At 73.3% G+C, this 19,252-nt stretch carries 16 protein-coding genes; 5 read left to right on the top strand and 11 right to left on the bottom strand.

Annotated features, from left to right (window positions below; all coding sequences use genetic code 11):
* Positions 1–11 precede the first annotated feature (11 nt).
* From ABEA15_RS16995 to ABEA15_RS16975, 5 genes are all read right to left on the bottom strand, one after another.
* Positions 12–1,424 (bottom strand): SagB family peptide dehydrogenase, encoded by a 1,413-nt coding sequence (locus ABEA15_RS16995; RefSeq protein ID WP_345557475.1) that lies wholly within the window; start codon positions 1,422–1,424, stop codon positions 12–14.
* Positions 1,421–2,530: a thiopeptide maturation pyridine synthase gene (locus tag ABEA15_RS16990; protein ID WP_345557473.1), complete on the bottom strand. Its 1,110-nt coding sequence runs from the start codon at positions 2,528–2,530 to the stop codon at positions 1,421–1,423. The genes ABEA15_RS16995 and ABEA15_RS16990 overlap by 4 nt, the downstream gene beginning before the upstream one ends.
* Positions 2,490–3,491, bottom strand: a complete 1,002-nt coding sequence (locus tag ABEA15_RS16985) for a lantibiotic dehydratase C-terminal domain-containing protein (RefSeq protein ID WP_345557471.1) — start codon at positions 3,489–3,491, stop codon at positions 2,490–2,492. Before ABEA15_RS16985 ends, ABEA15_RS16990 begins: the two co-directional genes overlap by 41 nt.
* Positions 3,484–6,288 (bottom strand): lantibiotic dehydratase, encoded by a 2,805-nt coding sequence (locus ABEA15_RS16980; protein WP_345557469.1) that lies wholly within the window; start codon positions 6,286–6,288, stop codon positions 3,484–3,486. Before ABEA15_RS16980 ends, ABEA15_RS16985 begins: the two co-directional genes overlap by 8 nt.
* A gap of 198 nt (positions 6,289–6,486) precedes the next feature.
* Complete coding sequence (locus ABEA15_RS16975; RefSeq protein ID WP_311547452.1) at positions 6,487–6,684, bottom strand: thiomuracin/GE37468 family thiazolyl RiPP peptide; 198 nt, start codon at positions 6,682–6,684, stop codon at positions 6,487–6,489.
* 1,024 nt (positions 6,685–7,708) lie between these two features.
* Between ABEA15_RS16975 and ABEA15_RS16970 the strand changes: the two genes are divergently transcribed.
* The 3 genes from ABEA15_RS16970 (at position 7,709) to ABEA15_RS16960 (ending at position 10,566) form a co-directional block, all read left to right on the top strand.
* Positions 7,709–9,028 carry a cytochrome P450 gene (locus tag ABEA15_RS16970; protein ID WP_345557467.1) on the top strand — a complete coding sequence of 440 codons (1,320 nt, stop codon included), beginning with the start codon at positions 7,709–7,711 and terminating at the stop codon, positions 9,026–9,028.
* Between the two features lie 62 nt (positions 9,029–9,090).
* Positions 9,091–9,819 (top strand): methyltransferase, encoded by a 729-nt coding sequence (locus ABEA15_RS16965; RefSeq protein ID WP_345557466.1) that lies wholly within the window; start codon positions 9,091–9,093, stop codon positions 9,817–9,819.
* A gap of 240 nt (positions 9,820–10,059) precedes the next feature.
* The gene (locus tag ABEA15_RS16960; protein WP_345557464.1) at positions 10,060–10,566 is read left to right on the top strand and encodes a MarR family winged helix-turn-helix transcriptional regulator; all 507 of its coding nucleotides are present in this window, start codon (positions 10,060–10,062) and stop codon (positions 10,564–10,566) included.
* 141 nt (positions 10,567–10,707) lie between these two features.
* Here the strand turns inward: ABEA15_RS16960 and ABEA15_RS16955 are convergent, their stop codons facing one another.
* From ABEA15_RS16955 to ABEA15_RS16940, 5 genes are all read right to left on the bottom strand, one after another.
* Positions 10,708–11,250 carry a MarR family winged helix-turn-helix transcriptional regulator gene (locus ABEA15_RS16955; RefSeq protein ID WP_344144861.1) on the bottom strand — a complete coding sequence of 181 codons (543 nt, stop codon included), beginning with the start codon at positions 11,248–11,250 and terminating at the stop codon, positions 10,708–10,710.
* Positions 11,251–11,570: 320 nt separating this feature from the next.
* Positions 11,571–12,881, bottom strand: a complete 1,311-nt coding sequence (xynC, locus tag ABEA15_RS16950) for a glucuronoarabinoxylan endo-1,4-beta-xylanase XynC (RefSeq protein ID WP_345557462.1) — start codon at positions 12,879–12,881, stop codon at positions 11,571–11,573.
* A gap of 843 nt (positions 12,882–13,724) precedes the next feature.
* On the bottom strand, positions 13,725–13,859 hold the full coding sequence (locus ABEA15_RS25655; protein WP_386699640.1) for an LPFR motif small protein: 135 nt from the start codon (positions 13,857–13,859) through the stop codon (positions 13,725–13,727).
* A 90-nt stretch (positions 13,860–13,949) separates the two neighbouring features.
* Positions 13,950–14,456, bottom strand: coding sequence for a hypothetical protein (locus tag ABEA15_RS16945; RefSeq protein WP_345557460.1), 507 nt, complete (start codon positions 14,454–14,456; stop codon positions 13,950–13,952).
* Between the two features lie 213 nt (positions 14,457–14,669).
* The gene (locus ABEA15_RS16940; RefSeq protein ID WP_345557458.1) at positions 14,670–15,572 is read right to left on the bottom strand and encodes a LysR family transcriptional regulator; all 903 of its coding nucleotides are present in this window, start codon (positions 15,570–15,572) and stop codon (positions 14,670–14,672) included.
* A 135-nt stretch (positions 15,573–15,707) separates the two neighbouring features.
* Between ABEA15_RS16940 and ABEA15_RS16935 the strand changes: the two genes are divergently transcribed.
* A complete protein-coding gene (locus ABEA15_RS16935) occupies positions 15,708–16,892 on the top strand; it encodes a CaiB/BaiF CoA transferase family protein (RefSeq protein WP_345557456.1) in 1,185 nt (394 codons plus the stop codon).
* Between the two features lie 16 nt (positions 16,893–16,908).
* Positions 16,909–18,201, top strand: a complete 1,293-nt coding sequence (locus ABEA15_RS16930; RefSeq protein ID WP_344144851.1) for an SLC13 family permease — start codon at positions 16,909–16,911, stop codon at positions 18,199–18,201.
* A gap of 49 nt (positions 18,202–18,250) precedes the next feature.
* Here ABEA15_RS16930 and ABEA15_RS16925 read toward each other — a convergent pair whose 3' ends face one another.
* Positions 18,251–19,240, bottom strand: a complete 990-nt coding sequence (locus ABEA15_RS16925) for an LLM class flavin-dependent oxidoreductase (protein ID WP_345557455.1) — start codon at positions 19,238–19,240, stop codon at positions 18,251–18,253.
* Between the last annotated feature and the right edge of the window lie 12 nt (positions 19,241–19,252).

Raw genomic sequence — 19,252 nt, 5'->3', positions numbered from 1 at the left:
GGTCCTTCCTGTCACTCCTGCGGCGAGCGGCTGCCCAGTGAGAACTCGCCGACAGCGCTCTCGGTCGCGTAGTCCCTCCCGGTCGCCGCGTTGAAGTCCGTCGCGTCGCCGCCGCCCAGGCCGCACGCCGCCAGCCCCATGGCCGTCGCGACCAGGTACATCGTCTGATACAGAACTCCCACGTGCTTGAGGATCAGCGAGTACGGCATCTGCTCGTAGATCCACATCAGGCGCCCGAACCGGGCGGTCACCACGATCAGCACCTGCGGCGTGCCCGGCGTCGGCGCTGCGCGCAGCGCCGTGCGCAGCAGCCGCCGGACGTCGGGCCCGGCCTCCTGCACCAGCCGCAGCCGGTGCGCGTGCGCGTCGTAGTGGTACATCCCGGCGTCGAGCCCGGAGGCGAAGCGGACGACGGGGTACAGCTCCAGCTCGTAGACCGAGCCGCCCGAGGGATGAGGGCGGCTCGGGTACTCGACGCCCCCGCCGGCGCGCACCGAGCGCACGCGGGCGCACCGGTACAGCAGCTCACCGAGCTGGTCGACGGTGATCGGGTTGTCGTCGTCGTGGACCCGCCGCGACCGCCGGGCCTCGACGACGGAGGTCAGCGTCGGGTCATCGCGCCTCAGCGCCTCCAGGCTCGGCCGGTGCAGCGGGATTTCCGGTCCGGGGTAGGGCTCCGGGCGCGCGGGCAGGGGATCGAGGCTCCCGCGGGCCCACATCGTGCGGCCGTAGCCCTCCGCCGCGTCCGAGCGGTCGCCCATCCGCGAGCGGCGGTGGAACCACAGCTCGTGCGGCTGCCACTGGCGCAGCCGCAGCGCGGTCTCCTCCTCGTCCGCGCTCGGCACCGCCAGGCCGCTCCGCAGCAGGTCCGCCACCAGGCGCTTCCGAACGGCGGCCGCCGGCTCCACGGCGGAGAGCTCCGCGGCGCCGCCCGCACCGGCGAGGACCCCGACCGCCGCCTGGACCGCCGGGTCGCCCGTCTCCAGGCGGGCGCTCGCCAGCGGCGACTCGGCCACGAGCCGGTCGCTCTCGCGGCGCACCACGGTGAACCGGGAGAGCACCGCCCCGTCGCCGCTGCTGCCGGGGCCGGCCCCCAGCGGGCTCTCGGGCAGCAGGACATAGAGCGGCCGGCCGGCGTAGTGGACGGCGGCGGCCAGCCACCCGCCGTCCTCCAGCTTGGCGAGGAGCGCCTCGACCTCGCCCGGCCCGGCGTCCTGGGCGGCATCGGCGACCAGGTCCGCCGGCCGAAACGCCCCTTGGGCGAGGCGGGCCAGCACCTTGCCCTTCCACGGCGTGTCGGCGCCCAGCGACGCGTTGCGCCGCCGGGTGGCGACCCGGATCTCCCCGTCGCCGCGGGCGCAGGAGACCCCGGCCACCAGGCGCAGTTCGCGGTCGAGGCCGCTGGCATCCGGTGCCCGACTCATCGGGGCTCACCCCCCGCGTCCAGCACCGGCTCCGGCGGAGCCTGCGTGATCCGCTCCATCGCGGAGACGCCGTACAGGTCCTCGACGGCGTCGGCGGCGAGGTGGCACAGCAGGTAGCGCTCCACGGGGGTGACGCCGAGCTGGGTCATGAACAGGTAGGTGTAGTTCAGCATCAGCCGGTACAGGACGAACCACTCGGCCGACATCGACGCCATCACCGCCGGGTTGCGGTAGGCGGCGCGGTGGTAGGGGCTGGCGCCGACCAGCGGCGGAGGACGGCCGTCGGCGCCGGGCGCGAACGCCGTGCCGGAGGGCAGCCGCCCGGCGGCGAGGAGTGCGCGCCCCCGGCGGCGGAACGAGCTCATCAGCGCCGTCCACTCACCGGCGAAGCCGGCTCCGCCGGACCGGCCGTCCAGCGCCCCGGTGACCCGCGCGACGCGGTCGCGCAGGGAGGCGGCGTGACCGCGGTAGTGCGCGTCCCAGGACGGCCGCAGGCGGTGCGCTCCGGGGTGGGTGGTGAGGAACGCCTCGGCGTGGGACCGGAAGGACATGAAGCCCGTGGTGATGCCGACTCCCGACAGCGCATGCGCGGTGGCCACCATCAGGTCGAAGGCCAGCCCGAGCCGCGGCGTGCCCGCGGCGACCGCCTCGGTCATCCGGAAGGCCGGGTCGGCGGTCTCCGCGTGGAAGTCGGCCAGCAGGTCCGCCGCCTCCTCGCTGCCGAGCACGTGCGCGCGCCGTTCGAACGGGGCCTCGTGGATCGTGTTGTCCGGCCGCCACGGCAGCAGCGGCCGGTGGTCCTCCTCCAGCTCCGCCAACCTCCGGTGCTCCTCCAGGTGGTCCTCGGGCACCAAGGGTGCGCGCGAGGGGCACCGCGCCAGAAAGCCGCCGACGATCTCCTCCGCTGCCGGACGCACCAGTGCCGGCACCGCCGCGGGAGCGCACCGGACGTGCATCCGCACGTGCGGACCGAGCCGCCAGTGCCGGGTGAACGACGTCGCGGCGACCTCGGGCGCCAGCCGGCGGAAGAGCGGCCGGACGCCGTCGAGTACCAGGCGGTCCTTGTCACTCGCGTAGTACACGACGTGCAGGCTGTGCCACTCCACCCCGGTCCTCCCTGTCGTCCTCGCCGTCGGCCGCCTGCTCGGCGGCGAGCGCGCCGACGGCTTCGGCGGCCGCGCCCCGGATCTCGTCCTCGCTGTCCAGCAGCACGCCGATGCGGTTGCAGAACAGGTGCGCGCCGGTGTCCAGGACCTGGAAGGGGTCCGGACCGGATGTGCCGGTCCGCGCGCGCTCCACGTCGGCGCGCAGGGTTATCGCCGACCGGGTCCAGTCGACGAACGTCCCCGAGCGCGGCACGTCGCCGGCGTGCGCCGCCAGCGGGAGGAGGCCGCGCGCGACGCCGACGGCCTGGTCGCGCCGCTGCTGCCGGCGGGCGGACGGCGGCGTGCCGCCGAGTCCGAGAAGGTCGACCGACCGGGGCGCCGCGGACTCGGCCGTGCCGACCCGTGCGGCCAGGCGCCCCAGGTCGGGCTCGGCGACCAGCCAGGCGAGCAGCACGGCCGCGAAGGCGGCGGTCGTCCGCTGCTCGGAGGAGGCCCCGCCGGCCAGGAGGCGGAGGGCGATCCGGCTGGACTCGGCGAAGTGGTGCTCCACCGCCTCGCACGCGCCGCCGTAGCGGTCGTACTCGCGCCGGTAGGGCAGCAGCGCCACCGAGTTGTCGGGACGCAGATCCGTCTCGAAGGCCTCCGCGCGCTCCCGCCGGGCGTAGTAGGAGGCCATGTGCAGGTACCGGTCCCGGCGCATCGGCTCGCGGCTGGGACGCGCGCGGAAGTACCCGGCGAGTCCCTCCAGCACGGCCCGCTCCACGCGCGCCCGGTGGCCGCGCTCGGGCAGCAGCCGCAGACGGGCGTGCGGGCCGCCCTCCCAGTACCGCAGGAAGAACCAGCGCCGCAGCGCGCCCGCGGAGGCGAGTTCGGCGGCCAGGGGCGCGATCCCCTCGGTGACGAGGAGGTCCAGGTCGCCGTGGTAGAACGCGTGCGCGCTCACCCAGTCGGATTCATCCATTGCGCCTCCCCGGTTCGGAGATCTCCACGAGGAACTCGGTCACGGCGCCGCCGCCCGTGGTGCGCGCTTCGCCGGGGTCCGGAAGCGCCTCCTCGAACACGGCCATCGCCGCCGAACCGTCCAGCATCCGCTGGAAGGCCAGCACCAGGTACCAGTTGGCGAAGTCCACGTAGACCGGCTTGTGCGCCTTGTCGACCATCCAGGTCCGGCCGGTGCCCGCGCCGCCGCCCGGCTGCGCGGGGTCGGCCCACACCCGCACGAAGCACCGTGTCGGGACGCCGTGCTCGCGCAGCCAGCGGAGCAGGCGCAGCCAGTAGTCGGTCTCGGTCTCGCCGCCCTGGCGGCGCGGCACGTGCTGCATCGGGGCCGCCCACGCGGCGCGGCGCAGTATGGCGGAGCCGACCGCGACGCGGGGGTAGGCGGTGACCGAGGCGGGCGTCCGCGGCGGCGCGTCGGCGACGAGCGAGGCACTGGGGTAGGTGTAGAAGCTGCGGCCGAAGCACTGGGTCAAGAACTGCGCGGCGGCGGGCAGGAAGAGGTCGCCGAGCATCCCCAGGTGCAGCGGCACGACCTCGGTGCCGAGCGCGTCGCAGGTGAGCCGGACGAGGCCGGTCCGCGAGTCGTGGACCGCCACGCAGTCGCCGGGGCGGATGCGCCGGCGGGCGGGGCGGCGGCTCGTCGTGAACGGGTAGTCCAGTTCGTAGGGCGCGGCGGCGCTGCGCACGTTGACCGAGGACGCGAACCGCCCGCCCAGTTCGGCCATCGCCCGGCCGCCCGGCTCCGGGGACCCCGCCACGAGGTCGCCCGCCGCGCAGCCCGCCTGGTCCAGCAGGTGCAGGACACGGCTCCTGCCGCGCCCGTGGCCGTTCTGCACCGCGTTGAGCACCAGCGACGGCGCATCGCGGGCGCCGGTGGGTTGGACGTAGCAGGCGAGCGACTCCGCCGCAGCGACCCAGGGCGGCCATCGGGCCGACAGGGCGGCCAGGCGCGCCGGGTCCGCGAGCACGGTGCCGCACTGCGCGGCCGGGCCGGTGCCGCGGCCGCCGAGGACCGCGTCGCGGGCCTCGGCCTGGATGCGCGACAGCTTGCGGAGCCGGGGGAGGGTGCTCCCGGCCACGGGGCGGACGAGGTGGGCCTTGGCGTGCAGCAGCCGTACGACCTCGCGTGCCGCCGGTGTCTGCTCGGGCGCGCCGTCCCGCCGCAGCTCATCCTGCAGGGCCCGGTGCAGGGTGAGGACCGGCACCCGCGCCGCGGTGCCGAAGCGCTCGCGGAAGTAGGCCGCCAGCGCCAGGCGGAGCGGCAGGGACGGGTCGAAGGGGGCCAGCCAGCGGCGGAGCACGTCCAGGTCGAGCAGGGCGGGTTCCCAGCGCGCGAAGGAGCACGCCGCCGCCGGGTCGGTGTAGACGGCGTTCTCGTAGAAGGTCCACTTGGACGCGGCGGAGTCCGCCTCCGTCGCCTGCGCCGCTCCCGCCTCCGTCTCCGACTGCTCCCCGCTGTCGGCGTCCCCTTCCGACAGGCCTTCGACGCGCGCCGCGAGGTCGCCTATCGCGCCCATCAGGCGGCGCTGCCGCTCGTGGTGCCCGGTGAGATCGGCGACGGGGACGTCGCGGCGCGCCTCGGAGCGCACCCGCTGCACCAACGCAAGCACCCCGGCGGGGCGCTCGCCGCCGCAGGACGAGAGCCAGTCGGCCAGTTCCCCCAAGGGGTCGCCGGCCAGGTCGGAGACCGGCGACAGGCGTTCCACCAGGCCCAGGTCGACCAGCCCGGCGACGAACGAGTCCACGCTGTCGGAGGAGGCGCGGGCACCGCCGTCCGCGGCGACGAGCGCGTCGCGCAGACCGGCCCAGGTGGGCGCGGGGCGGGTGTCGAGGAGGTCCATGCACGCGCGCACGGCCGGTGTGGCGGGCATCGTCAGGACGGGCTCGGCCGGCCGGCGGCCCGCGAAGCTGACGTGGCCGTCGCGCACGGTCGCGCTCGGGTTGAGCCGCAGCCGCAGCGCGGGTGCCAGCCGGGGATCGGTGCACAGCGCCGCCACGAGCGTCTGCACCAGCAGGCCGTCCAGTTCCACCACGCTGCGCACGCGCCGCGTCCCGATGTCGCGGACGGCGGGACCGTCGGGGGTCCACACCCCCACGCCGGTGACCATGAACGTGCTGTACGGGCTCGTCTTGGCCGAGGCCCGGGCCACGTACTTCGCCAGCGCGACCAGCGACTGGCGGCGCGGCGGGTGCGCGTCGTCGCCGAGCCACTTGCGGACCTCGGCGTAGAGTGTCGGGCTGGACTGGGACAGGGCCCGGCGCAATCCGGTGTCCTCCGCCACCGCGCGCAGTTCGCCGCACTTGGCCGCCTCCTCCTCGGCGAGGACGGCGGGCAGTTCCCCGACGGCGCGCTTGAGTGCGCCGAGGTCGGCGGTCCAGCGGCGGATCCGGTCCGCGAGGGGCCGGGGGAGTACGCCCGCCACCTGCTCGTTCCACTCGGCCGGCCGCGGCGGCCGCGACCGGTGCAGCGCCCGGCGCAGGCCGACGACTCCGGGCTTGGGCGGGCCGCCGCCCAGCGTGCCGATGACGTCGTACAGGGAGTCGGCCAGCCGCCGCCCCTCGTCCTCCACCCGCTCACCGAGGCGGGCGGCTTCGTCGACGGCCGCGAAGGACCGGGTGAACCGGAGCGCGTCGAGGACCCGGACGGGCAGGCCGGCTGTCCGGACCACCGGCGGCGTCGCCACGCGGGCCCCGTTCGGCAGGACCGGGGCCTGTTCCAGCGCCACCGGGAGCTCCCGGTCGACCGTGTCCCGACTCATTCAGCGTCCCCTCGCAGGCGGGTACTCGGGTCGGCGCCGCCGGAGGGCGCCGGCGGCCGGACGACCGGCCGCCCTCTGGCCGCAGGAACCGGTGATCCCGAGGTGAGAGCCCTCACGACCACCGGGCTCCGCGAACCCGGGAACAGTGGAAACATCAGAGCGCGGATATCAACCGCGGCGCAGACCGGACCCGGCCGGTCAACAGGCGGGGCTGCTGCAGGCGCACATCAGCTCGTTGCAGATCGAGGACGCGCCATTCTCGGGAAGCCCGTGCCCCTCGGTCAGCGTCTCCAGGGTGAGGCCCTGGTCCGCGAGGTCGAATACGTCGACCGGGACCGAGCTCAGGTCGAAGTCCAGCTGCTCGGAAACCTTGCCCTTCCGCTTCGGGTCTGCCACTCCCAGCTCCTCTCGTTCTTCCTTCCTGGAACGGCAAGAACGCCGCTCCAGGGTAATTCCACCTTCGATCTGAAAACGTATCGAAGGAGGTTGTCTCAGGTCTGTTTCGAGCTTTTTCGGATGGCGGAGGGAGGGCGGAATCGAAATGCGCTTCGCACAGATTAGGTCGGCCCTTGATGGTGGTCAAGTAGGGCGATTGATATCGCGTCGGCGTGCGGTCGGCAAGCGGACCGCAATTGTGGTTTCGGGGGAGCGCGGTCCCGGCTGTGGCTTCTGCGGCGGCGGGGCAGCCGCCTACGGGCGCCGCAGCGGGGCCGGCTCCGTTGCGCCGCCCGCGCTCACGACGACCGGCGCCCGCGCTGGCGCCGGAGCCGTCGTCCCCGCCGGGCAGGGGCGGAGTGCGGGGGAGGAGAGGGGACACGGCCGAAGGGGGAGCGGTCCGCGGTAGCGGTCGGAGGGCACCGGCCGCAAATTTCGGACGACCCTGGGACGGTTCTTGTGCGCGCACATCTGCGCACCGGCGGTCGACGCGCTGAACCCGGCCCTCCGCCCCTGCGTAGCGCGCTCCAACCGACGGGAGGTCCGCTCGCCCGCGGTGGGCGGAGCCGGCCTTCGGGCGGCGTTGCGGACGGCGCCGGTACACCGGCGGGCGTGCCGGCGGTCAGGAGGTCCGCCGATCCGGGCGCGCGTGCCGCCGGGTCGGGCCGCACCGGCGCGCGGTCCGGGCGGACGGGACGGAGGCGGTTCCGGTCACACACCGCGTTCCGGCCCGCTCCCGCTTCGGCGAACCGGGCCTCTCCACGGCCGCCGCTGCGCTTTTCCGATGGATTCCGCTCCAGGCTGCGTACGCGCCTTATTGGGACGGGAATAGCGGCTATCCGGGGCCCGGGCTCCCCACCGCGCCGGTCCATCGGGGAGCCGTGACATTCGGTAGCGGGAGACCGCCGCCCCGGCCCCGGTCACCGACAGCGGCCCCTTCGGCGAGGGATTGACACGGGGTGGCGCCGAGTGCGTAACTTGGCGCATGGGAACCGTGCGAACGCCCGTCTCCGAGAAACGGATTCCTCCCGGCCCCCAATTGCCGCGTGTGGCGCAGACCGCGCTCTGGTTCAGCAACGCGCGGCGCATGCTCGCGCAGTGCCATGAACGCTTCGGCGACATATTCCGCATCCAGATCGCCCATCAGGGCACCTGCGTTTTCATCAGCGCACCGGAAGACGTGAAACGCGTTTTCACCGCGGCGCCCGAACAACTGCACGCCGGTGACGGCAACCGCTCGATGAAACCGGTCCTCGGCGACAACTCCGTGCTGCTGCTCGACGAGGCCGAGCACCGGGAGCAGCGCAGGCTGCTGCTCCCGTCCTTCCACGGCGAGCGCGCCCGGGGATACACCGGACTCATGCGCGAAATCGCCGCCGCCGAGATCGGCGGTTGGCCGCGCGGCCGCCCGCACCGCGTCCGCGCGGGCATGCAGGCGATGACGATGGAGTACATCCTGCACGCGGTCTTCGGCGTCGCCGACGCCGAACGCCTCAGCCCGCTGCGCGCGAACCTGCAGCGCCTGCTCACCATCGGCGCCGACCCGCGCCACGCCCTGTTCCTGCTCGTGCTGGGGCCCGACCGCCTCCGCCGCTTCCCGCCGTTCCGCCGCGAGATGGACGCGATCGACCGGCTGCTCTACGCCGAGATCCGCCGGCGCAGAGCGCGGCACGACCTCGCGGAACGCTCCGACGTGCTGTCGCTGCTGCTGCACGCCCGGCACGAGGACGGCTCGCCGATGACCGACGCGGAGCTGCGCGACGAGCTGGTGACCCTGCTGGTCGCGGGCCACGAGACCACCGCCTCGGCGCTGGTCTCGGCGGTGCGGGAGCTCATGCGGCACCCGGACAAGCTGGACCGGCTCACCGAGGAGCTGCGCGCCGGCTCCGACGCCTACCTCAAGGCGGTCGTGTACGAGACGCTGCGGTTGCGGCCGGTCATCTCGGTCATTCCCCGGACCCTCGTGCGGCCGATGCGCTTCGCCGGCTACGACGTACCCGCCGGAGTCCGCGTAGTCCCCGCCATCTACCTGCTGCACCGGCGCCCCGACGTCTACCCCGAGCCCGAGCGGTTCCTTCCGGAGCGCTTCCTGGAGCACCCGCCCGGCACCTACACCTGGATCCCCTTCGGCGGCGGAGCGCGCCGCTGTCTGGGTCGGGCGTTCGCCCAGCTCGAAATGGAGACGGTGCTGCGCGAGCTGGTCCTCGGCGCCGCGATCCGCCCTGTCCCGCCCAAGCCCGCGCGGTCGTCGCGGCGCCGAAGCGCCGCCGTGCCTCCGCATGAGGCCGAGGTCATCGTCACCTAGGGCGGCGCGACCGCCGCCGGCGCGCAGCGGCCCGCGGGGGCGGGCGCGGAGAGGGAGTGAGCATGCGACCGGCGCAACGCATCGGCTGGGTGCAGCACGTCAACGGCTGGACGGACTTCTGCGGCGTGCACATCGAGGTCGATCCCGGCGTCTTCGTGCCCCGGCGCCGCACGGAGTTCCTCGTGCAGCAGGCGGCCGCCCTGGTCCGAGACGGCGGCCGTCCTAGCGCGGGGGCGGGCGGCGAAGCGGATCCGGAGGAGGGGCGCGAGGCTGGTTCCGGGGCGGAAGCCGTCGTCCTCGACCTTTGCTGCGGTGCGGGTGCGGTCGGCGCCGCCGTGGCCGCCGCCGGCCCCGTCGAGCTGCACGCTGCGGACATCGACGCGGCCGCAGTGGCCTGCGCGCGCAGAAACATCGCCCCCCTCGGCGGGCGGGCCTACACGGGCGACCTGTTCACCCCGCTGCCGCCCGCCCTGCGGGGGCGGGTCGACCTCATCGTGACCAACGCGCCCTACGTCACCAGCGACGAGAGCGTCCGGCTCCCCCTGGACGTGCGCCTGTACGAACCCCGTGCCGCCTTCGACGGCGGAGCGGACGGCCTGGAGCTGCACCGCAGGCTCATCCCCGAAGCCGCCGCCTGGCTGGCCCCCGGAGGCAGCCTGCTCGCCGAGCTCCACCCCGCTCAGACCTCCCAGGCCGCGCGCCTGCTCTCCGCCGCGGGCCTGACCCCTCGTGTCAGCACCTCCCCGTCCCTCGACGCCACCGTGATCACCGGTACGAAGCGGTCCGAGTGAGCGGGCGGCCCCGCACCGCCGCGCCGCCGGGTCGGGTCACCGCGGCCCGGGCACTCGCGTTCCGACGCTGACCGGCCGGCGGCTCAGCGCGGGGGTAGTCGATGTAGCCGCGGTCGTCGCCCCGTCCTTTAATTGTTCGAGCAATTAACGCGCACGATGCTTGGTATGGTGAACAGATTGCAATCTCTCTGCACTGGAAAGTTGCTCAGCCAAGTGTGCAGTCAGTCTTAGACTGAACGGATGAGCATGCCGAACGACGCCGACACGGCCGCCGGTGAGGAGCCGCCCCGGGCGCGCGTCTCCGACGTGGGGCCCCTGAGCCACGCGATCTTCCGGGTGGCGCGCATTCACAAGCTGCTCGCCGGACAGCTCCTGCGCGAGGTGGGCCTGCATCCGGGGCAGGAGCTGCTGATGATGCGCCTGTGGGACGAGGGGCCGCAGCGGCAGACCGACCTGGCGGCGGTGATCGACGCGGACGCCCCGACCGTCACCCGCTCCGTGCGCCGGCTGGAGCGCGCCGGGTTCGTGCGCCGCTCACCCAGTCCGCAGGACGGGCGCGTGACGATCGTCGAGGCGACCCCCGCGAGCATGGGGCTGCGAGGGGCCGTAGTGCGCATCTGGGCGGAGCTGGAGCAGATGACGGCCGCCGACCTGGGCGAAGGCGACCGCCAGGAGGTGCTCCGCGCCCTCGGTGGCCTTGAGCGCAACCTCTCCGCCGCAGAGGAGGCTCGCGCAGGCGGTAGCTGAGGGCTGCCGCCCCCTCGGTTGTACGGACACCCGTGTCCTGCCGGGCCGGGCGCGCCGCCGCGGTCGTCGAGGCGCCCGGCCCGGAGCCCGCTGATGAAGGAGGCGAGTCCGCGGCACACGGCCGCGGAAAGGACCGGGAGCTCATCGGTCGTTGCACTTGGACGACGCGGAGTCGCGTTCGGCCTGGCCCACGGGGCAGATCTGCCCCCGGTTCACGCAGGCGCTCCGGTCGCACAGGCGGCACAGCCGATCGGCGTCGCCCGGCGCGCGGTGCAGGCCGTCCAGGAGCTTGGCCAGCAGCCGGTCCAGGTCGGCGCGTTCGGACTCCTCCAGGTGGTCCACCACCTCCTTGAGGGACTCGGTGCGGGCGGTGAGCAGCCCGCGGGCGGCCTGAGTCCCGGTCTCGGTGGGCCGGACCGCGACCCAGCGCCCCCAGGTGCGTTCGCGCCGCACCATCCCCTGGCGTTCGAGTCCTTCGACCATGCGGGCCGCCGCGGGCTGGCTGAGGCCGACGCGGCGCCCGAGCTCGGTGACGCTGAGCCCCGGGGTGCGGTCCAGGACCACCAGTGCGGCCGCGGCGCTCGGGCTGGTCGGCGCCGCGGCGGTGACCGAGGACAGGAACAGGTCGCTCAGTGCCAGGGCCGTCGCACCCAACAGGTTCGCTGTACGAGCTTCATCATGCATGACTCATGCATACCATGTGGTCGGCCTGCTGGAAAACCTCGGATTTGCCGAAGGCCGCGCAGTCCGGCGGCCGCCGGCGGCTCATCGGCGGGTGACCGAGGCCGCACGCGGACGACGGTGGTCCGCTTCGAGCGGGGACCGGCCGCGGGTCGCCGGCGGGCCGCAGCCCCGCGGCTCCGCGCCGCGTTGGGACGCTCGCGGCGGCGCAGCGGTCGTCCGCACACCGCCGCTAGCGGCCCGGTGCCCCCGGCCGCTCGCCGCCCGACGGTGCCACGCGCGGCCGGCGGCGAAAGCCGGGCCGGGGACGACGGCGGCCGGCCTCAGCCGGTCACGAAGGTCGTCACGCTCCGGGCGGGAAGTGCGCCCGTGAAGGAGCCGTTCGACACGCCGGCCGCGCCCTGGGGTGCGAGGTTCCTGTCCGCGTCCGTCACCCAGGACCACACGCGGGAAGCAGCGCCGTCTCCCAGGGTGAACGGCTGGCTCACCGGCGAGGAGCCCTTGTTGACGGCGACGATCACGATCTCGGAGCCGCCGCCCTTGTAGGCCGAGACGTAGACGCCGGACCGGGGCCTCGGCGTGGCGTCGACGCGCACGTATCCCGGGCGGACGAATCGCGAGAAGTGCACCATGTTGGCGCCGCGCTTGCTGATTCGGCCGTCCTCCCGCATCGGGCCGTAGCTGCGCCGGATGTACCACCACACATAGGCCTGGAACTCGGCGTTCACCAGGGCATGGTGTATGTGTTCGCCCACCTCGAGCGCCTGGGGCCAGAGGTCCGCCGAGTCGCTGCTGTTGGGATGGTAGACCTCGGTCATCCAGAGCTCCTTTCCCCGGCCCTTCTCCTCGAACAGGGGATAGGGGAAGTCCTCGTACCGCGTGCCGTAGAGGTGGGCGCCGAGAATGTCCAGATTGGCGAGCGCTTGAGGGTCGTTGAGAATCGGGTCGGAGAAGCTCTTCACGTACTGGAACGACTCCGGCGCGATGATCCGGGTGCCGATGGAGCCGGCGTTCTCCCGCAGGAAACGGATCATCTCCTGCGGCGTCCACCACGTCCAGTCGTGCGCGTAATCGGGCTCGTTCTGCACCGAGACGGCATGCAGGTCGACCCCGTTGTCCCGCATGAACGCGTGGAATTCGTTCAGGTGCTGCGCATAGGCGCCGTACATGTCGTGCCGAAGGCGTCGCGCGTCGGTCTGATCGCCGCGGACGAAGGTCTCCACCATATGGGAGGGCGGATTCCACGGCGACGCGATGACGGTCGCGCCGTGCTCGACCGCACGCCGGGCCGTGGCCACCTCGCCGCTCCAGTCGGCCCGGTTCTCGTGAACGGGGATCCGCAGCACGGAGAAGCCCATCTGCCCCTCGCCGTCGCCGAACGCCGTGTCCCGCTGCGCAGGTGTCAGGTCGTCGATCCAGGCCGTGTGGTTCATGCCGCCGAAGCCGCGAATCGTCTGCCGCTCCGCGAAGGGGTCGACGACCACCTCGGCGGCCGCCGCGGACGGTGTTCCGGCCGCCCGGGCGGCCGGCGGCGCGGCGACGAGCACCGGTAAGGTGCCCATCGCCGCCAGAACGCTTCTCCGACTCGTGTGTCCGGGCCTGGTGGCCGCGGATTCATCGCCGCGTGGCGTCATCGTTCCTCCGTAGGTTGGGGGTGGCCCGGGAGGGGCCGGGTGCGGCTGATCGTTTGTTGCCTGCAGTGGCTTCTGCGGTGTGGCCGCCCGGATCTCCGGGGCTGCCGGGGCCGCCCACTCCCGCTTTTCGAAACGGCGGTAATTCGAAAGTCTTCGGCGGGCTGTGTCATCGGGTGGTTCTTGCCGGCGGAAATGCCGTTGGTCTTGGGAGCGCTCCCAGTCGAACGATCGAACACCCGGTCCGGCGATTCGAATAACTCGCCGTCCGCACGACCGCACCTCGATCGGGCAAGGATACGAACCGGCACCCGCCTTTGCCTAGGAGCGCCGGCGAAATCCGGTAAAGCGGCGCCGGGTCAGCGGGGGCGTTTCCTCAGCAGTTCCGGTAGAAGGCCGTGCTCCCCGGGCGTTAGCGCGTGCATCCGGCGCGCTGGGATCGATGCGGCGGGCGCCTGGGCGCGCTTGGCGCTGAGGTGGCGCGCCGCGGCGACGGACTCCAGCAGGCCCTGGTTCCGAAATGGTGGCAGACGCTCGGCGTGGTGACCCGGCCTCCTCGCCCACGTCCCGGATGGACATGGTCTCCGCACCCTGGTGTCCCAGCCTTCCGGGCAGGGCGGGCGGCGCCGGCCGCCCGCGCCTGCCGAAGCGGCTGCGCGCGCCGATCGCGGGGGCCGAAGAGCCCGGCGGGGGAGGCGTCCTGCCGGATGCCTCCCGCGGCGGCGTCCGCCTTCCGCGGTTCTTCGCGGGGGAGAAGGGCTCCGGCGAGGCCGGTCCTCCTCCCGCGGAAGCCCTTCTTCACTGCGCGGTGGAACCCGCGGTCGTGCGCTGGGTGGAGGCCCCGGGTCAGCGCTTGCGAAAGAGTTTGGCCAGCGCTCGGAACGGCAGCGTGACCACGGTGATGACGGCGTGGGCTATGGCTCGTATGACGGACGCGACGGCGCCCGCGATTGTGCGTAGTACATCTGCGATTCGCGACATGTCCGTCGGCTACCCACAGCGCGGTTTCTCTATCGCCGCCGCAGGGGCCGTCGGAACCGCGGCACCGTTCACCGCACCCCGAGGCGGTGCTTAGCGGAGCAGCGGGGCAGTGCGTTCGGCGACGGTGGCGTAGTCCGGCTCGGTGGGTATTTCCGAACCGGTCGTGATGCCGCCGTCGCACAACGAGATTCCGGGCGAGTGGAACGTGCCGAGAGGATTCTTGCCGGGGATTCCGTAGACCTTGTAGTCGTACCGGGTCCTGACCATCGGAATCTCTCCGCCGCCGGATGTGAAGCAGACGTAGATCTGCTCGTCGGACATCGTGCGGTACTCGCATATCAGCGCCGGCCGGTACGGGAAGTCGGGGGGCAGGTGGGAGTCGAAGTTGCTCGTCATGTCGTGCATGCCGTCCTCGCCCACCGCGTACAGCACCGGGCCCTCGGGCGGGCGGGAGTCCAGGTCCGAGCTGCTGTGCGGCTCGTCGTCGCCGACGTCGTCGGGGCAGAACGCGGGCGGGGTGTGGAAGGCGTCCCCGAGGAAATGCACGCCGACGGCCGCGACGACGGCGGCCGCGAGTAGTCCACCCAGCCAACGCACGGGCCAATCATGGCAGACCGGACCGGCGGCTCGGCCGAACCACCGGATCGGATATCGCGAAGATGCGGATCACGAGACCCGTGAATGCGTGCCGCCGAACAGCGGGAAATGCCGTGACCTGGCATTCGTCCACTCGGAGATCCGTCCGGAAAGGCGCCACCGCCAAGGGCCGCACCGACCGTGCGGGCGCCGGCCCGGGCCGGCGCAACCGGCCTATCCCACGTGGCCGCGGGCGGAGGCGAGGAGTTCGGCGGCCCGCTCCTCCACCAGGCGGCGCACGGTCAGAGCCGACGGCGAGGGCTGGCTGCCGCTGCGCTGCACGAGGCAGATCTCGACCGGGTCCGCGCTGCGCAGCGGGATCCAGCGCAGCCCCGGAACGTCGGTGGACGTCTCGAACGGTGCGAGGACGCCGATCCCCGCTCCATGGCCCACCATCACCTTGACGAGCCGGGCCGACATCGCCTGTACGACGACGTCGGGCTCGGCGACGTTCTCGTGCAGCCGCTCCCACATCACGGTTCCGGACCGCATGGTGACGATCGGCCACGTCGCGAGGTCCTGCCAGGCGAGTTCGTCGCGCTGGGCGAGCAGGTGGTCCGTCCGCACCACCGCCCCCACGGGCGCGGTGAGCAGCGGCGATCGGCGGAGCCCGCTGGCGGCGGCCGCGGTCGGCGCGGATATCACCCCGAAGTCCAGGCCGCCGTCGAGCACGCGTGCCTCGATGTCCCCCGAGGAGCTCTCGGAAACGCTGAAACGCAGGTCGGCGTGCTCGTTGCGCAAGCGGGCGACCACAGGGGCGACGAGAGTCTCGGCGACGACGGAGATGGCGCCGATCGCCACCCGCCCCTGGTAGGCGCCACCGGAGTCCGCCGCGGCTCCCAGAGCGGCGTCCTCCGCGGCGACCAGGCGCGAGAGGGGGCCGATCATGGCCTGTCCGGCGGCGGTGGGGCGCACGCCGTGCCGGCTGCGGATCAGCAGGTTCACGTTGAGCTCCTCCTCGAGGAGGGACACCTGCTGGCCGAGCGTCGGCTGGCTGACGCCGCACCGCGCCGCCGCCGCCCGCAGGGACCCGGTCTCGACGGCCGCCAGAAGGTACCGCGCTCGCTCGACTCGCATCGCACCAGCATAAAGGCTCCGCCTATCACCTGGTGAAAGCGTTTCCGTCTTCCTCGCAGGTGGTGCGAGGGGTCAGGATCGATCCAGCGGTCCGCGTGTCCTGGATCACACTGCAATGTGGAAGGAAAAACCCTGATGCCGTCCCAACCGCTCGCAGGCGTCACCGTCCTCGACCTGTCCACCATCCTGGCCGGTCCGCTGACTGCGACGCTCCTCGGGGAGTTCGGGGCCGACGTCATCAAGGTCGAGCAACCGGGCACAGGCGACCCCGCCCGCCGATACCCCCCGCTGGACGGCGACACATCGGCGAGCTGGGCGCTGCTCGGGCGTACCAAGCGCAGCGTGACGCTCGACCTGCACCGCCCGGGCGCGGCCGAGATTGTCGGGCGCCTGGCACGCGAGGTCGACATCGTCGTCACCAACTTCCGCCCGGACACCCTGCGCCGCTTCGGCATCGACTTCGACGACCTGCGCGCCTACCGCCCCGACCTCGTCATGGTGCACGTCAGCGCCTTCGGCCGGACGGGACCCTACGCCGACCGCCCCGGGTTCGCCCGGGTCGCCGAGGGGTTCGCGGGCCTGACCTACCGGACCGGCGCCCCCGACGGCCCGCCGACGTTCGCCGGATACCCGGTCGCCGACGGCGTCACCGGGATCTACGCCGCGTTCGCCGCGCTGCTGGCCCTGCGCCAACGCGACCTGACGGGCGAGGCGCAGCTGGCCGACATCCCGCTGTACGAGCCGCTGCTGCGGATGATGGAGGACTTCATCGTCGACTACAGCGCGACCGGGCGGAGCGTGCAGCGCGAAGGGAACCGGAACCCCCACATCAGCCCCAACGACCTGTACCGCACCCGCGACGGCTGCTGGGTCGCCGTCCCGGCGTCGACGGACCGCATGTGGGAGCGGCTCGTCGAGGTGATGGACGCCCCGGACCTCGCGGTCCACTCCTCGATGGACGCCCGGATCGAGCACCGCGCCGAGGTCGAGGCCCGCGTCGCGGCGTTCGTCGCCGAACACGACATCGAGCCGCTCCTGGCGCGGCTGCACGCCGCCGGCATCGCCGCGGGTCCCGTGAACTCGGCCGACCAGGTGTGCGCCGATCCGCACATCCGCGACCGCGGCTCGATCGTCGAGGTCACCGGCGCCGACGGGCGCCGCAGGCTGGTCCAGGCGCCGGCCGGGCGGTTCTCCGGGTTCACCGGAAGCCCCGGCCGTCCGGCCCCGACCCTGGGCGAGCACACCGCCGAGATCCTGCACGACCTCCTCGGCCTGAGCCGGGACGAGATCGACGACCTGCGCGACCGCGGCGTCGTCTGAGCGAAAAGGACCCCCCATGACCATCGCCGACGTCTCCATCGTCGTCCTCCTCCTCCTCTTCGCGGCCACCGCGCTGCGCGGCTTCAACCTCGGGTTGGGAGCCTTCGCCGCCGCATTCCTCGTCGGCCTGGCCGCGGGGATTCCCTCGGAGGAGGTCACGGCCTTCTTCCCCGGCGACTTCTTCGTCCTGATCGTCGGCGTGACCGCGCTGTTCGCCGTCGCCAAGATCAACGGCACCCTCGACTGGCTGCTGGACGGACTGCTGCGGCTGGTCAGGGGACGGGTGGTACTCGTCGCCCTGGTCCCGTTCACCGCCGGTGCGCTGCTGGCGGCCTTCGGTACGCTCCCCGCCGCGGTCACGGCGATCGTCGCGCCCATCGCCCTGGGGCTGTCGGCGCGGTACGGCCTGCCCGCGCTGATGATGGCGGTCCTGGGCATCATGGGCATCGTCAGCGGCCTGCTCTCGCCCCTGGCCGTGTACGGTGCGACGGCCCGTCAGCAGGCCGCCTCGTTCGAGCTCGGCCTTCCCGAGCACGCGCCGGTCACCTTCCTGCTCAGCTCCCTGCTCGCCGGCGCCGTGGTCTGCGCCGGGGCACTGGTCGTCGCCCGCGTCCGCGGCATCCTGCCGACGGGGCCAAGCCTCGTGGCGGCCGACGGCCACGAGAGTCCGGCGGCCGGCGGATCCGGCGGCGCCGCTCCGGCGGAGGAGCGGGCCGCGGCCCCCGCCCCGCTGGTCCTGCTGGTGACCCTGGGAGGTATGGCGGTCGTCCTCGTCCTGTCGGTCGGCTTCGACATGAACATCGGCTATCTCGGCATCGTCGCGGCAGGCCTGCAGCTCCTCCTCCTGCGCATCGACCCGGGGCTCGCTGTGGCGCGGATGCCCTGGGGCGTCGTCCTGCTCATCGGAGGCCTGCTCACCTACATCGGCGTGATGCAGGACCTCGGCGCGTTCGAGCGCATCAGCGAACTGCTGACGATCGAGGGCTCGGCGATGCTCACCCTGCTCCTCCTGTGCTACATCGCCGGCATCACCTCGTTCGCGGCCAGCTCGATCGCGGTGTTCGTGACCACGATGCCGCTGCTGCCCGCCGTCGTGGAGGCGGGCGTCTCGCCTGTGGGCGCGGTGATCGCCGTGGCGCTGACCTCGGTCATGGTCGACATCAACCCGCTCGGCATCACCGGAGGCCTGATCCTCGGTGCGGCTCCGGAGGAGACCCGGCCGGCGCTGTTCCGCCAGCTCCTGGCCTACGGGCTGGTGTCTGTCGTGGTCGCCCCGCTGCTCGTCTGGGCTGCCTTCAGCTGGTGGTGATGGCGCCCCGCCCGAACGCGGGCGGGGCGCCGGCCCCCGGGCCGGCCGGTCAGGAGCGGGCCGCGTCCAGGAAGCGTTCGAGCTCGGCTTCGATATCGGGGCCGCAGGGCTGGAACACGATCTCGGTCACGCCCCGCGAGGCGAGGTCGTCCAGCTTGCGCCGGACCTCGCCGCGGGTGCCGCTGACGGTCACGTCCGTGAGCACCGAGTGGCCGCCCGCGTTCCAGGCCGCCAGGTCGGCTCGGTTCAACTCGACGCAGTGCCCCGAGTGCACGGCGAGGTGCCGCTCCTCACCGGGTTCCGCGTCGACGACGTCCAGCCACTGCGCTCCGCCGGGCAGCTCCCGCACCGCGTCGGGCCCGCCGAACTCGTAGGCGCCGTGGTAGGCCAGCGCCCACCCCGGCCCGCCGGCGGTGCGGGCGTGCTCGGAGTCCAGGGGCTCCCCCTCGTCGAGCACGGTGCCCCAGGTGAGGTAGGGGACCCACGTGTAGTCCTTCGCGAACTCGGGGAGCTGCAGGGTGGCGTAGAGACCGTCGGCGAGCTCCCGGGCCACCGCGTTGCCCTTGGGCCCGAGCGCCCCGATGAGGACGGGAACGTCGACGGGCCGGGCGGGGGCGTGCCCCTCGGGGTGGAGCATCCGCATCCGCCGGCCCTCCCACTCGACGGTCTCGCCGCGAAGCAGGCCGCGGTAGGCGCGTATGTAGGAGTCCATGTAGGACCAGCTGATCGCCGGGTAGCCCATGGCGCGCCGGCCGGTGAACCCGGTGCCGAAGGCGACCGCGACCCGGCCGGGCGCCAGTGCGGTGAGGGTGGCGGTCGCGGCGGCGTTGGCCATCGGATGGCGCAGGCTGGGTACCAGGACCCCCGGTCCGAGGCCGATCCGCTCGGTGCGTCGGGCGGCCAGCGCCAGGGTCATCCACACGTCGGGGCTCTGCTGCGGGGTGTCGTAGACCCACGCGCGGGTGTATCCCAGGCGTTCGGCAACGGCGATGTCGTCCGGCGAGCTCAGGGCCGTCGGGAAGGCGCAGGCGATGTCCATGGGGTTCCTCCG

Origin of the sequence: Streptomonospora halophila (assembly GCF_039542725.1) — a bacterium.
In the GTDB taxonomy this organism is placed as follows: Bacteria; Actinomycetota; Actinomycetes; order Streptosporangiales; family Streptosporangiaceae; genus Streptomonospora; species Streptomonospora halophila.
This window is presented reverse-complemented; position numbering and strand designations above follow the sequence as displayed.